14 protein-coding genes are annotated in these 14,762 nt (G+C 64.4%); 5 read left to right on the top strand and 9 right to left on the bottom strand.

From position 1 onward, the window contains the following. Positions 1–130: 130 nt before the first annotated feature. Positions 131–1,294, bottom strand: coding sequence for an MFS transporter (locus tag ACQY4Y_RS21375; protein ID WP_428492589.1), 1,164 nt, complete (start codon positions 1,292–1,294; stop codon positions 131–133). 263 nt (positions 1,295–1,557) lie between these two features. Here ACQY4Y_RS21375 and ACQY4Y_RS21370 point away from each other — a divergent pair, with 263 nt between their 5' ends. Then, a complete protein-coding gene (locus tag ACQY4Y_RS21370) occupies positions 1,558–2,076 on the top strand; it encodes a PaaI family thioesterase (protein ID WP_428492588.1) in 519 nt (172 codons plus the stop codon). Positions 2,077–2,113: 37 nt separating this feature from the next. Here ACQY4Y_RS21370 and ACQY4Y_RS21365 read toward each other — a convergent pair whose 3' ends face one another. Together ACQY4Y_RS21365 and ACQY4Y_RS21360 are read right to left on the bottom strand one after the other, a co-directional pair. Then, positions 2,114–2,386, bottom strand: a complete 273-nt coding sequence (locus tag ACQY4Y_RS21365) for a sarcosine oxidase subunit delta (protein WP_428492587.1) — start codon at positions 2,384–2,386, stop codon at positions 2,114–2,116. Next, the gene (locus ACQY4Y_RS21360; RefSeq protein WP_428492586.1) at positions 2,386–3,642 is read right to left on the bottom strand and encodes a sarcosine oxidase subunit beta family protein; all 1,257 of its coding nucleotides are present in this window, start codon (positions 3,640–3,642) and stop codon (positions 2,386–2,388) included. Before ACQY4Y_RS21360 ends, ACQY4Y_RS21365 begins: the two co-directional genes overlap by 1 nt. A 217-nt stretch (positions 3,643–3,859) precedes the next feature. Here ACQY4Y_RS21360 and ACQY4Y_RS21355 point away from each other — a divergent pair, with 217 nt between their 5' ends. Then, positions 3,860–5,476 carry a GMC family oxidoreductase gene (locus ACQY4Y_RS21355; protein ID WP_428492585.1) on the top strand — a complete coding sequence of 539 codons (1,617 nt, stop codon included), beginning with the start codon at positions 3,860–3,862 and terminating at the stop codon, positions 5,474–5,476. A gap of 52 nt (positions 5,477–5,528) precedes the next feature. On the opposite strand, the gene ACQY4Y_RS21350 is transcribed toward ACQY4Y_RS21355, so the two are convergent. From ACQY4Y_RS21350 to ACQY4Y_RS21335, 4 genes are all read right to left on the bottom strand, one after another. Next, positions 5,529–6,683, bottom strand: a complete 1,155-nt coding sequence (locus ACQY4Y_RS21350) for an epoxide hydrolase family protein (protein ID WP_428492584.1) — start codon at positions 6,681–6,683, stop codon at positions 5,529–5,531. Positions 6,684–6,906: 223 nt separating this feature from the next. After that, positions 6,907–7,794 (bottom strand): carbohydrate ABC transporter permease, encoded by an 888-nt coding sequence (locus tag ACQY4Y_RS21345; RefSeq protein ID WP_428492583.1) that lies wholly within the window; start codon positions 7,792–7,794, stop codon positions 6,907–6,909. Continuing rightward, complete coding sequence (locus ACQY4Y_RS21340) at positions 7,791–8,708, bottom strand: carbohydrate ABC transporter permease (RefSeq protein WP_428492582.1); 918 nt, start codon at positions 8,706–8,708, stop codon at positions 7,791–7,793. Before ACQY4Y_RS21340 ends, ACQY4Y_RS21345 begins: the two co-directional genes overlap by 4 nt. 17 nt (positions 8,709–8,725) lie before the next feature. Then, complete coding sequence (locus ACQY4Y_RS21335) at positions 8,726–10,105, bottom strand: ABC transporter substrate-binding protein (protein ID WP_428492581.1); 1,380 nt, start codon at positions 10,103–10,105, stop codon at positions 8,726–8,728. 219 nt (positions 10,106–10,324) lie between these two features. Between ACQY4Y_RS21335 and ACQY4Y_RS21330 the strand changes: the two genes are divergently transcribed. Then, a complete protein-coding gene (locus tag ACQY4Y_RS21330) occupies positions 10,325–10,858 on the top strand; it encodes a Uma2 family endonuclease (RefSeq protein ID WP_428492580.1) in 534 nt (177 codons plus the stop codon). Here ACQY4Y_RS21330 and ACQY4Y_RS21325 read toward each other — a convergent pair. Next, entirely contained in the window at positions 10,852–12,030 is a 1,179-nt protein-coding gene (locus ACQY4Y_RS21325; protein WP_428492579.1) for an acyl-CoA dehydrogenase family protein, read from the bottom strand. The two genes, ACQY4Y_RS21330 and ACQY4Y_RS21325, sit on opposite strands and share 7 nt — an antisense overlap. 254 nt (positions 12,031–12,284) lie before the next feature. Between ACQY4Y_RS21325 and ACQY4Y_RS21320 the strand changes: the two genes are divergently transcribed. Further along, entirely contained in the window at positions 12,285–13,157 is an 873-nt protein-coding gene (locus tag ACQY4Y_RS21320) for a glycosyltransferase family 9 protein (RefSeq protein ID WP_428492578.1), read from the top strand. Between the two features lie 89 nt (positions 13,158–13,246). Here ACQY4Y_RS21320 and ACQY4Y_RS21315 read toward each other — a convergent pair whose 3' ends face one another. Beyond that, positions 13,247–14,053, bottom strand: coding sequence for a helix-turn-helix transcriptional regulator (locus ACQY4Y_RS21315; protein ID WP_428492577.1), 807 nt, complete (start codon positions 14,051–14,053; stop codon positions 13,247–13,249). 238 nt (positions 14,054–14,291) lie between these two features. Between ACQY4Y_RS21315 and ACQY4Y_RS21310 the strand changes: the two genes are divergently transcribed. Further along, positions 14,292–14,762 carry a MaoC family dehydratase gene (locus tag ACQY4Y_RS21310; protein ID WP_428492576.1) on the top strand — a complete coding sequence of 157 codons (471 nt, stop codon included), beginning with the start codon at positions 14,292–14,294 and terminating at the stop codon, positions 14,760–14,762.

Genomic DNA, 14,762 nt, shown 5'->3' with positions numbered 1-14,762 from the left:
GCATGGGGGTACGGTTGCCATGAAGGCGGCTTGGGCTGCAAGCGTAGGGGATTTGGCGAGGCCGCCTTGATTTAACATAATATACATTATGCGACTTTTCTGTGTCCGCCGCGTTCCTGGCGAAGCAACTTTACGTCGAGGAATGAGGGTCGCCATGGCGGCCGATCGCGATGATGATACCGGCCAGAAGGTCCATTCCGGCGGCTAACAACAGTGGCAAACGGTATCCACCAGAGGCATCGTGCAGCAGGCCGTAGAAGCCCGGCCCAAGCGCGGTTCCGAGTTGGATACCGCACGAGGTTATTCCAAAAATCGCGCCGAAGGACGCAGCGCCAAATTCCCGGCGGACGATGATCGGCGAAAGCGTTGTGACGTTGCCGATGGTCAACCCGAACACAACGCTCGCGCCGACCAAGACGGCCGGAAAACGAGAAAGCGCCATGATCACGAACGACACAGCGGCGAGGACCAGAACCGCGAAGGCTGTCTTGCGTCCATTGATCTGGTCGGCGAAGCGGGCCAGCGCCAGACGGCCGACCAGGGCGGCGATGGCCGTCGCCGAGACGGTAGCGGCCGTGCCAGATGTTCCGAGGATGGGCGAAAGCAGTGTAACCTGATGGGTGAGAAACCCGATCTGCATCATCATCCCGATGCCGAAACATAACATGACGCCACGAAGAGCCGACGTGCGCAGTGCGTCCCTCCGCCGCCAGCGCGGTTCGTTTGCGGTTGCCGCCGCGCTTTTCGTTTCAGCGCCATCTGGAAACAGTCCCATGTCCTGGGGGCGCCGCTTCAACAGCCAACATAACGGTAGCAGGATAACAAGGGTGGTCAGCGCCGCCGCGGTTGTCGTCGCCGCGAAGCCGAAATTTTCGATTCCAAACAAAAGAACTGGGACACCAACCGCGCCGCCGCCACTCGCCCCTAACAATGCGACCGAGACCGCGCGGCCCTGATATCTGTCAAACCATGGTGCGAGTGCCGTTGCCACGGCAGTTGTCGACAAACAAGACCAGCCAATCCCGGCGACGAGAAAGGCGGCGTAAACCTGCCACAGTTCTTTGGCGTGTCCGATTCCAACAACACCGGCGGCCATGGCAAGCGCCCCTGACGTGAATACAGGGCGCGGTCCATACCGGCTAATCATTCCGCCAAGCGGGATGAGCAGAAGTGCGCTGGTCACGTAGAAGACCGTAATCGCGCCAGAGACGAGACTGGTCGGCCAGGTTTTTGTTCCAGCTAAAACGTGCAGATAAACACCCGCTCCGAACAAACCGAGCGTATTGCCGAACAAGTTTGCGACCAGGCAAACAGTGACGATCCACCAACCGTAGAAGGGTCGGCCACGCCCTACTCGCCAACCCGATCCCGCAAGCCTTGCGAGGAGGCTGGTAGGCGATGGAGACGCCGCGGATTTGCTGAGTTGCATCGCTGTCGGTTAACACGGTCCCCCGGTGAATGCTTCGATCGATGCTTCGATCGCCGCCGAAGCAGTTCCGGCTCAATTCCGGCCTTGACGCTGCCATATCTGAGGCACGCCAACGACGGAGAATTCAGATGACGATCCCAATGGCCACGCGCGATGCGCCTCCGGCCGCCCCGATCCCCAAGGAGGCTATGGAAGCCTTATCGGGATTGGATCAATTGCGGGCGATCCGCGACGGTAAGCTTGGTGTCGCGCCAATGCAGGCGTTGATGAATATGCGCCTGATCGAGGTGGAAGACGGGCGGGTCGTGTTCGGCGGCACTCCTGAGGAAAAGCACTACAATCCAGGTGGAACAGTGCATGCGGCCTTCACGGCAGCGATGCTGGACTCGGCCATGGGCCTCGCCGTGCGCACCACGCTGCCGGCGGGCGTTGGACAAACGACGATCGAGTTCAAATTGAATATGGTCCGACCCATGTCAGCCGACATTGGCGAGGTCAGAGCTGAAGGTTCGATCGTCCATCGGGGCCGCACGATCGCGACGGCTGAAGGTAGAATGATCGATCCGGCCGGCAGGCTCATCGCGCACGGCAACACCACAATCATGATTTTCGGCGCGAAGGCACTTAGGCGAGCAGCACCAGGTTGACTGTGCGCAGGATCAGAGCCGACCCGCTTCCGAGCGATCATCGCGGCGGCGGTTCGCCGGGTTTGTAAGTGACCTCTATGCGGTCGGTCACGGTATCGCGCACGCAGTTGAAGAACTGCCCGCAGCCGTGGGTGTGTCGCCAGCGTTCCCGGTGGCGGCCCTTGGGGTTGTCGCGCAGATAGAGGTAGGCGGCCCAGGTTTCGTCGTCGACCGCGGACGGGTCGGCGGGGCGCGGCAGGTGGGCCTGGCCGGCGTAGCGGAACTCGTTTTCCGGCCGCGGGCCACACCAAGGACACGGGATCAGCAGCATCAGTGTGCCACGGCGGCGGCCGCGGCCTCGTCGATCAGGCGGCCGGTTACGAAACGATCCAGCCCGAACGGGGCGGCGATCGGGTGTGGCCGGTTGTTTGCGATGGTGGCGGCGAAGATCTCGCCCGACCCGGGGGTTGCCTTGAAGCCACCGGTGCCCCAGCCGCAATTGACGAACAGCCCCGGCACCGGGGTCAGGCCGATGATCGGCGAGCGGTCGGGGGTAGTATCGACGATGCCGCCCCAGTTCCGCAGCATGCGCAGGCGGCGGAATGTGGGGAACAACTCGCAGACCGCAGCCAGCGTGTCGCAGGCGACGTGCAGGCCTCCGGCCTGGCTGTAGGAGGTGTAGGCGTCGGTCGCGCCGCCGATCACCAGCTCGCCCTTGTCTGACTGGGAGATGTAGGCGTGTACGGTGTTCGACATCACCACGCAGGGCAGCACCGGCTTGACCGGTTCGCTGACCAATGCTTGCAAGGGAAACGATTCCAGCGGCATCCGCAGGCCGGCCATGGCCATCATCACGCTGGTATGGCCGGCTGCCACCACGGCGACCCGGGGCGCCGCGATCGGGCCGGCAATCGTTTCGACACCGGCGACCGCTCCGGCGGCGTCGCGCAGGATCCCGGTGACGGCGCAGTTCTGTACGATGTCGACGCCCATTGCGGAGGCGGCCCTGGCGTAGCCCCAGGCGACGGCGTCGTGGCGCGCCACGCCGCCTCGGCGCTGCAGGGCGGCGCCCTGGACCGGGAAATGGGCATCGGTGCCGATATGCAGCGGCGGACAGAACGCCTTGGCCTGGGCCGGGGTGAGCCATTCGTTGTCGATCCCGGCCAGGTGGTTGGCGTGCACGTGGCGCCGCAGCACATGCACGTCGTGCTCGGTGTGCGCCAGCATCAGCACGCCGCGCGGCGAAAACATCACGTTGTAGTTGAGTTCGCGCGACAGGCCTGGCCAGAGTTTGAGGGCATGGTCGTAGAGCGCCGCGCTCTCGGGGCGCAGGTAGTTCGAGCGGATAATGGTGGTGTTGCGTCCGGTGTTGCCGCCGCCGAGCCAGGCTTTGTCGAGGACGGCGACGTTGCGAATGCCGTGTTGGCTGCCGAGGTAGTAGGCGGTGGCCAGGCCGTGGCCGCCGGCGCCGACGATCACCACGTCATAGGCCGGCTTGGGCTGTGCGTCGCGCCACTGCCTGTCCCAGGGCCTTCCGGCCGCGTGGCGCAGCAGGGAGAGGACGGAAAATCGTTCTGGCTGTCGCATCTGGCTTCATGCTTGCCACACCCCCTGCCCCGGGCAAAGTCTTCGGGCCAAGTTTTCGGGGAGAGTGTTCGAGGGCAAGGTTGGTCGGGCAGGATCTCGGGCGATGTCGTGGGGTAATGTCGTAGGGGGAATGTCTTGGGGGAATGTGTTGAGGGGCAACGTCTTCCTGTGTGCCGGCGCCGGGGCTATAGGATTGGCATAAGCGGGGGAACAGAGGATGGCCGAGTTCGACTATATTATCGTGGGTGCCGGGTCCGCCGGTTGCGTGCTGGCAAACCGGCTGAGCGAGGACAATCGCTGCACCGTTCTGCTGCTGGAGGCGGGGCCGAAGGATAGCTCGCGGTGGATCAATATTCCGGCCGGCTTCACCAAGCTTTTGAACGACCCTCGATACAACTGGAATTTCGAGAGTGAGCCGGAACCCAATGCGGCCAACCGGCGCATTCCGATCCCGCGCGGGCGGACGTTGGGGGGATCGAGCTCGATCAACGGCATGCTGTATGTGCGCGGCAACCCGCTGGACTACAACACGTGGTCGCAGTTCGGCAATCGCGGCTGGGGCTATGATTCGGTGCTGCCGTATTTCCGCAAGGCGGAACACTTCGCGCCCGGCGGCGATGACTCGCGCGGGCGCGGCGGGCCGTTGAACGTCGAGCATATGCGCGAGCGGGCGGAGTTGCTGGATGCGTTCATCGACGCGGCGGTGGATCAGGGGTTTCCGCGCAACAAGGATTACAACAACGGCCGCCAGGAGGGGTTCGGCTACTTCCAGGTGACGCAGAAGAACGGCGAGCGGTGGTCGTGTGCGCGCGGCTACCTCAATCCGATCCGCAACCGGCCCAATTTGAGGATCGAGACCGAGGCGCTGGCGACGAAAGTGCTGCTGGAGGGCAAGCGGGCGGTCGGGGTGGCCTATACCCAAGGTGGCGCTGCCAGGGAGGCTCGGGCCAACCGGGAGGTGATCCTGTCGGCCGGCGCGGTCAAGTCGCCGCATCTTCTGGAGCTGTCGGGAATCGGCAATCCCGAGTTGTTATCGGGCGTGGGGATTGCGGTGCAGCACGCGCTGCTGGGCGTCGGGGAGAACTACCGCGACCATTATGCGCCGCGGATGAACTGGCGGGTGAAGCTGCCGGTGACGTTGAACGAGCGCAGCCGCGGGTTCGCGCTGGCCAAGGAGGTGGTCAAGTATTACACGCAGCGGCGCGGCATCCTGACGTTCACCGCCGGCATCGCGTATGGCTTCGTCAAGACGCGGCCGGAGCTGGAAGAGCCCGACGTGCAGTTCCATTTCGCTCATGCCAGCTACGGCAACGCGCAGAAGCGCGACCTGGAGACTGAGCCGGGGATGACGCTGACGGTGTATCAGTGCCGGCCGGAATCGAAGGGCTCGATCCACGCCAGGTCGAGCGATCCGGCGGCGGCTCCGGCGATCCGGCCGAATTACCTGGCCGATCCGATCGATCAGCGGGTGCTGGTGGACGGCATGAAGATCGGGCGGAGCATCATCGGCAACCGGATCATGGACCGCTACCGCGCCTATGAGATGAATCCCGGCGACAAGGTGCAGACCGATGCCGAGTGGCTGCAGTTCGCGCGCGAGAACGGCCAGACCACGTATCATGTGATCGGCACCTGCCGGATGGGTCCGGACCCGATGGCGGTGGTGGATGACCGGCTGCGGGTGCATGGTATTGCGGGCTTGCGGGTGGTGGACGCCTCGGTGATGCCGACGGTGCCGTCGGGCAACACCAATGCCGCGGTGATCATGATCGCCGAAAAGGGCGCCGACATGATCAAGGCGGGGACCACGGAGGACCTGCGCGCGGCGGCGTAAAGGGATCAAAGGGCCGCCGGCCCTTTGCGGGTCCAGGGCAGCGCCCTGGAACTTACTTTAGCTGACGGAAGAACGCCCGAATGTCACCTGCCAGGGCGTCGGGTTGCTCCATCGCCGCGAAGTGGCCGCCGCGCGGCATGTCAGTCCAGCGCTGGATGTTGGTATAGACATGCTCCGCCAATGACCGTGGCGGACGGATGATTTCCTTGGGGAACGCGGCGTAGCCGGTGGGGACGCCGACGGTGCCTCCGGCGGGGATCGGCCACTGGCCGTGCAGGCGCGCGTAGTATGGCCAGAACGATGATCCGATCGCGGCGGTGAACCAGTAGAGCGAGATATTCGCCAGCAGGTGGTCGCGGCTGACAGCGGATTCCAGGTCGCCGGCGCAATCGGTCCAGGTGCGGAATTTCTCGGCGATCCAGGCGGCGAGGCCGGCGGGTGAGTCGGTCAGGGCGTAGGCGAGTGTTTGCGGCTTGGTGCCCTGGATCGTTGAGTAGCCGGTTTCCTCCTTGAGCCAATGCGCGAGGTCGCGGAAATACTGGCGTTCGGCATCGGTCGGGTTGGCCGGCGGCGGTCGGTCGCGCTGGATGGTCAGCAGGTTGATGTGGATGCCGATCAGGTTGTCGGGGTGGGCGTGGCCGAGGCGGGACGCGGTGAAGGCGCCGTAGTCGCCGCCTTGCGCGGCGTAGCGGGTGTAGCCAAGCACGTCGGTCATCAGGTGGGCGAAGCAGTCTGCGATAGCCTCTATGCTGAAGCGCTTCTGGCCGGGGGCGAAGGAGAGCCCGTAGCCGGGCAGCGACGGGGCGATGACGGTGAAGGCGTCGGCCGGATCGGCGCCGAAGCGGGCGGGGTCGGTCAGGCGTGGGATGATGTCCGCGAACTCGAACACCGAACCGGGCCAGCCGTGCATCAGCAGCAGCGGGGTCGGTGACGGCCCCTGCCCCGGCACGTGCAGGTAGTGCAGATCGACGTCGGGCAGTTGGACCTTGAACTGGGGGTAGGCGTTCAGCGCGGCTTCCTGGGCGCGCCAGTCGAACTGGTCTTTCCAGTAGGGGATGAGGGTTTTCATGTAGTCCAGGTCGGTGCCGTAGGCCCAGGGGGCGTCGGGGGCCTGATCGGGGAAGCGGGTCAGGCTGAGGCGGGCGCGCAGGTCGGTGATCGCCGATTCTGGGATCGACAGGGTGAACGGCGTCGGTTTCGCAGCCATGGGTATTCCTTGATTCGGGTCGGTCCGGGATGGTCGGTCCGGCCAGAGGATGCCGCGGCTGGAGATCGGGTCAAGCCGGCCTCGGTTCTATTGGCTGGATGACGTATTGAACCGCGGATGAACGCGGATTCAGGTCAAGGCGTTGAGCCCGGTGTCCGCGGGTTTGCGCGGATTTATCGAGGGCGATGTTGTTGGATTATAATGTTATCAAATCGATTTGGCTCTATCCCTTCACTCCGCCCATGGTAAGGCCGGCGGCCATGTAGCGGCGGAAGGTGTAGTACATGATGATCGGCGGCAGCGCGTAAATGGTGGCGGTGGCCATCATGTAATTCCACGGCGATTCGTCGCTGTTGAGGAACTGCGCCAGAGCCACCGGGACGGTCATCACGTCGGGCGAGGACAGCAACAGAAACTGATACAGATATTCATTCCATGCAAGTAACAGGGCGTAGGTTCCGACGGCGACCAGCGCGGGCGCCATCAACGGCAGGTAGATGCGGACATAGATCTGCAATGGCGAGGCGCCGTCGATGCGGGCGGATTCGTCGAGCTCCATCGGGATCGACTTGCCGTATTGCTGGAAGATGAAGATGGCGTAGGGGGTGGCGAAGGTGACCATCGCGGCGATCACCGACCATTTGTTATTGCCCAGCCCGTAGATCTGCATGATGCGGTAGAACGGGATGGCCAGGAAGGACGCCGGGATGACGTAGGTCATCAGCGCAGCGTTGGTCAGCAGCCAGCCGTGGCGAAGCCTCAGGCGACCGACGGTGAAGCTGGTCATCGATCCGAACAGCAGGGTGAGGAACATCGTTGCCAGGCCGACGGTGAAGCTGTTGCCGAATTGATGCCAGAACCGCGCCAAATACCAGAAACTCTCGGTGAAGACCACGACGAAGCTATGCAATGACGGATTGCTGGGCCAGATCGCACCGCTGAAGACGTCGCTGTGCCGGCTGAGCGCGATCAGCACCATGTTATAGATCGGGACCAGCGACCAGATGATCAGCACGGCGCCGAGTGCCAGGCACAGGGTTTCGACCACCGCCTTGCGCAGCCGGTAACGTGGCCGTCGGGGTTGCCGCCGCGCCGCCACGGTGACGCTCATAGCTGGACTTCCTGGGTGCGCAGCTTGTGCATCAGTACCGCCACGATCGGGATCAGCAGCGGCAAGGCGCACATCACGCAGGCCACGCCGAGGCGTGGATCGGCGATGGTGAAGGCGTAGCGGATGCCGAGCGTGGCCAGCACCTCGGTGGACATCGCCGGGCCGCCGCCGGAGACGAAGAATACGGCGTTGAAGTCGCCCAGCGTCCAGATGGTCGAGAGCAAGGTGGAGACCAGATAGAGCTGCGCCAGCAACGGAACGGTGACGTGGCGGAAGCGGCGCAGGCCGGTAGCGCCGTCCATGTCGGCGGCTTCGTACAGTTCCTGCGGGATCGCCATCCGGCCGGCGATGAAGATGACCGTCCAGAATGGCATGTTCTTCCAGATATAGGCAGCGATGTCCGAGCCCAGTCCGAGCCAGTGCGAATTCAGCCAGATCGGACCATTGATGCCGAACAGCATCCACAACGCGTTGTCGAGGAAGCCCCATTGGCCGTTCAGCAGCCAGTGGATCGACATGTAGGCGGGCAGTGCCGGGATCGCCCATGGCAGGATGTAGATCAGCAGCAGGGATTTGACCCACCAACCCTTGCGCATGAAGAAGCCGGACAACAGAAAGGCGACTACCATCTTCAGGTTAACGCCGATGCCCACATACAGCGCGGTATTGAGCACCGCGGTGAGGAAGCGCGGATCAGAGAACAACTCGGGGTAAAGCGAGGGTTTGCTACCGAGCCAGAGCCCGTAGCCGATCGGGTAAACGACGAAGGCAAAGAACATCACGGCGTACGGTATTGCAAAGGCGATCGCCCAAGCGAAGTCCGTACCGAACAACCCAGCGTGCCAGGCGCTGTGTCTGGTCCGAGCGGCCACGAAGGGCCGTCCGGTCGCAAGCGCCTGTTGTGTTGTGCTCATGCACGCCTCACTGATTATTATACGAAGCTGTACTTGGTGAACAACGCCTCGGCGCGCTTGATTGCCTTATCGACCGCCGCCTTTGGCGTCATGCTGTTTTTGATGACGTCCGCCACGGCCAGGGTCCATAATTGTTCAGCCTGCACCTGGCCCCAGGCGGGATTGTAGGCGTTATAGCTGGGGAGGGTTGGACCGAGCGCGCCTTCCTTCACATAGGGCGGGCGATGCGGATCCTTGGGATCGAGCCAGAACGGGTCGCTTTTGACGATCTCGGGGATCGCCGGCAGCCAGCGGCCCAGGCCACCCTTCAGATTTTGATCCATGACCGCTGGCTGCATGAAGTATTTCATGAAGTCCTTCGAAGTGGCGGTATTCTTGGCTCCCTTTGGGATGAAACCGCCGCCGGCGCCAACGAAAGCCGGGACCGGCTTGCCGTCGTTGCCGTTCGGCAGCCCCATCGTCACCATCTCGTCGAAGTAGACTTTCTTGTCCTTGATCATGGCGAGTTCGGTGGAAAGCGTGCCGTCAAAATCCATCAGGAACACTTTTTCATGGAAGCCGTTGTTGTCATCGGCGTCGTTCCAACTGAGCGCCTCGGGCGGCACGAAGCCGGCTTTATAGGCATCAGCCATGTAAGCCACGGATTTCTCCGCTGCCTCCAGAGCCTTCGGATCATCGCCGTGCAGTTTGCCATCCGGGGTGACGATGCCAGCGCCGCCATTGGCGATCATGAAGGCCATGAATACGGCGTTGCCGTCGTTGGGTCCGACCGAGGTGACCTGCAGGCCGAGCGAGTAGATTCGGCGCATACCCTTGTTGCGCAGTTCTTTCTGCATCGGCTTGAAGAAATCCCAGAATGCATCCCAGGTCTTTGGCGCGTCCGAGAGTTTGAACCCGGCCTTTGTGACCAGATCGCCCCAGATATGGAATGGCGCGCAGGCTTGCTTTACCGGGCAAAGGTAGAAGCTGCGGGCTTTCGTCACTTTATTGTAATAGCTGGCGCAGGCCAGCGACGTGGCACTGAGTTTCGCCTTCTGGATGTCGACCACATCGGTCACGTCCACCAGCGAGTCGTTCCAGGCGAATTGAGGCAGGATCGTCTCGGGCGCGTCGTGGAAAATCAGATCCGGAACGTCGCCGCTGGTCATCGCTGACACAGCCTTCTGGTTCAGCGCCATGAACGGCATGATGCTGTAGTCGATCTTGTTGCCGCTGGCCTTTTCGTAATCGGCGACCGTCGCGCGGAACGCGGCGTCTTCTTCAGGGACAAAGCCCTGGACCTGCCAGACGGTCGCGGTTGTCGCCGCGGCGTTAGCGATATACGGCCGCGCCAATGTTCCCATCGCCGCCAAACCGACAGACCCGGCTATGGCGGAACGCCGGCTCATGTTGACCATGGCCGCTACTCCTTCCCTGTTGGCCGGTACATTCGAATGACCGGTCCGTGGCATGACTTATACGACGCCTTTGCGGATAGCTTAATAACGTGTGGGGGCGGATGTCAAATTGGCGCTGGCCGCCGCCGATGCCTTGCTGCTTTCCGCGAACGCCACGTCGGCACTATATTGGCATCAAGACCAACGGGACCTGTCATGAGCGTCACGGCATTGAGGCGGATGACCGCGGATGAATTCATCGTCTGGGCGATGGAGCAGCCCGAGGGAAAGCATTACGAGTTGGTGGCTGGTGAGGTGGTCGCCATGGCGCCTGAACGGGCCGCGCACGGGCGCGCGAAGGGCCGCTTTTATGCAAGACTCGCTGAGGCGATCCGAGCGGCCGACGTGCCGTGCGAGGCTTTTCCGGACGGCATGACGGTGCGGGTTGATGCCGACACCCTGTATGAGCCCGATGCCATGGTCAGGTGCGGGCCAGCGCTCGACGACAACGCGACCGAAGCCAACGATCCGCTGATCGTGGTCGAGGTGGTCTCACCATCGTCGCAAAGGCGTGATTCCGGCAGTAAGCTGGAAGACTATTTCCGTCTGGCGTCGATGCGCCACTACCTGATCGTCAAGACCGAGAACCAGGTCATCATCCATCACCAGCGCGACGAAGCGGGCGAGATCACCACCCGTATCATCCGCGATGGAGCGATGCGGCTGGATCCGCCCGGCCTGGTGCTGTCCGATCTATTTCCCGCTCGTCAGTAGGAGCGCGGCATGCCCAGCACATGCTGGCCGACGTAGCCGAGGATGAGGTTGGTGGAGATCGGGGCGATCTGGTAGAGGCGGACCTCACGCCATTTGCGCTCGATTTCGTATTCACGGGCGTAGCCGAAGCCGCCAAAGGTCTGCATTGCGGTATCGGCCGCTTTCCAGGCGGCTTCCGAGGCCAGCAGCTTGGCGATGTTGGCGTCGGCGCCGCAATCGCGGCCGTTGTCGAACAGGGCGGCGGCGCGGCGGCAGATCATGTCGGCGGCCTCGAGTTCAGCCCAGGCGCGGGCGATGGGGAATTGCACCGCCTGGTTCCTGCCGATCGGGGCGCCGAACACGACCCTTTCGTTGGCGTATTGGGTGGCCTTGTTGACGAACCAGCGGCCATCGCCGACCGCCTCACTGGCGACCAGGATGCGTTCGGCGTTCATGCCGTCCAGGATGTGGCGGAAGCCCCTGCCCTCCTGGCCGATCAGGCTGTCGGCGGGGACGCGGAAATTGTCGAAGAACACCTCGGTGGTGTTGTGGTTGATCATGGTCTTGATTGGGCGAACCTCGAGGCCCTTGCCGGTGTTCTTTTCGCGCATGTCGAGCAGGAACACGGATAGGCCGTCGCTGCGCTTTTTCGCCTGGTCGGGGGCCGTGGTGCGGGCCAGCAGCAGCATCATGTCGGAGTGCAGGGCGCGAGAGGTCCAGACTTTCTGGCCGGAGATCAGGTAGCAGTCGCCATCGCGGACGGCGCGGGTCTTCAACTGGGTGGTGTCGGATCCGGTGCTCGGTTCGGTGACGCCGAAGGCTTGCAGGCGGATCTTGCCGGCGGCGATGTCGGGCAAATAGCGGCGTTTCTGTGCCTCGCTGCCGTGGCGCAGCAGGGTGCCCATGATGTACATCTGGGCGTGGCCCTGGCTGGCGACGCAGCCGCAAGCGTTGATTTCCTCCAGGATGACCGCGGCGGCGCGTAGCGGCAGGCCGGAGCCGCCGTATTGCTCCGGGATCAGCGCGCCGAGGAAGCCGGCCTGGGTGAGTTCGTCGACGAAGGCGGTGGGGTAGGCTTCGTTGTCTTCCAGGCCGCTCCAGTAGGTGCCGGGGTAGCGGGCGCAGATCTTGCGCACCGAATCGCGCAGTTCGGGATAGTCTTCGCCCAGTGCGACGAGGGTTTCCTCGGACATCATGCTGAACCTCTTGCAGGCGGCGCGACGTTGGTGTCCCGCGTCCGAAGTTCGCCATATCGGGCGAACATCAGTCTCGCGACACCAGCTCTTTTTTTCAGTGGCCTGCTGATCGCATTCGTCCGCCGCGAATTGCGGCGAACTTCTGGGGCGGGACACTAGGCCCGAACCATATCGGCGAACAACCGCCGGGCGGAGTCAGACGGGTTGAACGTTCCGCACCGGGCGCGATCGTGCTGTAAGTGTCGGCGCAGATGAAAATATTGTTCGTGACCTCCACCCGGTTGGGCGATGCGGTGCTGTCCACCGGGCTTCTGGATCACCTGATTCGCCGCCACCCGGCGGCGCGCATCACCGTGGTCTGCGGGCCGGTGGCGGAGGGCGTGTTCGCCCGGATGCCGAACCGGGAGCGTACCATCGTGCTGCGCAAGCAAAGCGGCGGTCGGCACTGGGTGGCGCTGTGGCGCGACGTGGCGATGCATGTGTGGGACCTGGTGGTCGATATCCGCGGGTCGGCGCTGTCGTGGCTGGTGCCGACCCGTCGGCGGGCGGTGTTTCGCCGGGTTGCGGGGCCGAAGATCGCCCAGCTTGGCGCCATACTGGGGGTGTCGCCGCCGCCCTCGCCGGTGGTCTGGACGGATACGGCGGACCAGCGCGAGGCCTCGGGTCTGTTGCCCGCCGACAGGCCGATCGTCGCCTTGGCACCGACCGCCAACTGGGACCCGAAGGTGTGGCCGGCGGAGCGCTTCGCGGCGGCGTTTGGCGCCGTGGCGGGGTCGTTGGTGGCGAACCCGGCTGCGGTGGTGCTGGGCGGACCGGGCGCGCGGGAATCGGCGATGGCCGCGCCGCTGCTGGCGGCATTGCCGGGGGCGATCGACCTGGTGGGCGGCATCTCGCTGGCGGTGGCGGCGGCGGTGCTGCAGCGGTCTTCGTTGTTTATAGGAAACGACTCAGGGCTGATGCACCTGGCCGCCGCGGCTGGGGCGCCGACCATCGGACTGTTCGGTCCGACCGATGCGGCGACCTATGCCCCGGTGGGGCGCTGCGCGGTGGCGGTGGTTGGCGGGTCGATGGACGAAATTCCGCTGGCTCGGGTGGTCGAGGCGGCGGCCCGGCTGCTGCGCTGACCGGGTGGGGTCAGGCAACAGGGAGTGGTGGGGCGGGGGGTGGGGGTCAGGCGCCGGGGGGTCAGGCGCGGGGGGTCAGGCCAAAGTGGTCAGGTGCCAAACGGGTCGGTTGCCACAGGGGTCGGGATCATGGCCAGCAGGGCGGCGATCGTTGCCTGCTCGTCGCGCCCGGTGGTGTCGATGCGCAGGTCGGCGCGGGCATACAGCGCCTCGCGGCTGGCCAGGATCGCGCGCAGGTCGGCCATCGAGCGGCGGTTGTCGCGCATCGGCCTGAGATCGCCCTGGTCGATCACCCGTTGCATGTGCTGTTCGGGCGTGGCGATCACCCAGATCGTCAGGCAGCATTGCAGCAGCCGAACGAAGGTCGCGGTCTCGGCGACGATGCCGCCGCCGGCGGCGATGACGGCTTGTGGGTGGGCCTCGATCAGACGATCGAGCACGCTGCGTTCGAGGCGGCGGAAACCGGCCTGGCCGTGCAGTTCCATGATCTCCGCCAGGTTGAGGCCGGCTGCCTTTTCGACCTCTTGATCGAGTTCCAGGAAGGCGACGCCGCGGCGGGCGGCGAGCAATCGGCCGAGGGTGGATTTGCCGGCGCCGCGCAGGCCGATCAGCGCGATGCGGCCGCGGTAGTCCGGGCGGCGCGGGGCTGCTGTGATGGGCGGTTCGGGGGTGTCCTGCAGCAGGGCATCGAGTGGGATGTTCAGCGCCCGGGCCAGGGCCCGGAGCAGCAGGATCGAGCCGTTGCCGGCGCCAACCTCGACGGCGGAGATGTAGCGTTCCGACACGCCCGATTGCGCCGCCAGGATGCGCCGGGTCATGCCTCGGCGGGTGCGCAGCAGCCGGACCCGGTGGCCGAGGGCGTGCAGGAAGGCGGCGTCACCGTCGGCCGGTGTCATGCAGCGCGGCGGGATGGCGGCGGGACCGCCGGGTGCGGCGGCGGTTGGGCCGGGTGACGGTCGGTGGGGAGGTCGGGTCCGGGGATTCGGTTGTCATGCACTATATCGCATGTTAACGCACGACGGCGTGGGGCGGAAAGTCCGCGGCGCGCGAAGCCTGCGATCAGGTCAGCGGTTGGACCATTGTGGAAGGGCCTCGGATCGCGCAACAGACAGTAGAGCGACCCGATCCATGTTGATGGAATTTTCCACGCCGCCCGCCGATCGCCGTTTCGAGGATTATACCGTGGGGGCGACCTATCGGGTTGGGTCTTTCACGGTGACCGAGGACGAGATCATTCAGTTCGCCCGTCAATACGACCCGCAGACGATGCATGTCGATCAGGCGCTCGCGGGCCGGGGTCCGTTCGGCGGGCTGATTGCCAGCGGCTGGCAGACGGTGGCGCTGGCGATGCGGCTGCTGGTGGATAATTTCCTGCCGCATGACGGCCTGGCGGCGCCGGGGATCGACGAGTTGCGGTGGCCGCGGCCGGTGCGGCCCGGCGACACGCTGACGGTGCGGGCGACGGTTCAGCAGGCCAGGCGATCACGCAGCAAGCCGGATCGTGGCTTGATTCATGGGCTGATGGAGGTGCTCAACCAGGACGACGAAGTGGTGATGAGCATGAAGCCGATGAATTTTGTCCGCGTGCGCACGCCCGAGGCGTGA

The organism is Rhodopila sp., from assembly GCF_965277165.1.
Lineage (GTDB): Bacteria > Pseudomonadota > Alphaproteobacteria > Acetobacterales > Acetobacteraceae > Rhodopila.
Note: the sequence above shows the minus strand (reverse complement) of the source record. Positions and strands in the feature narration are given on the sequence as shown.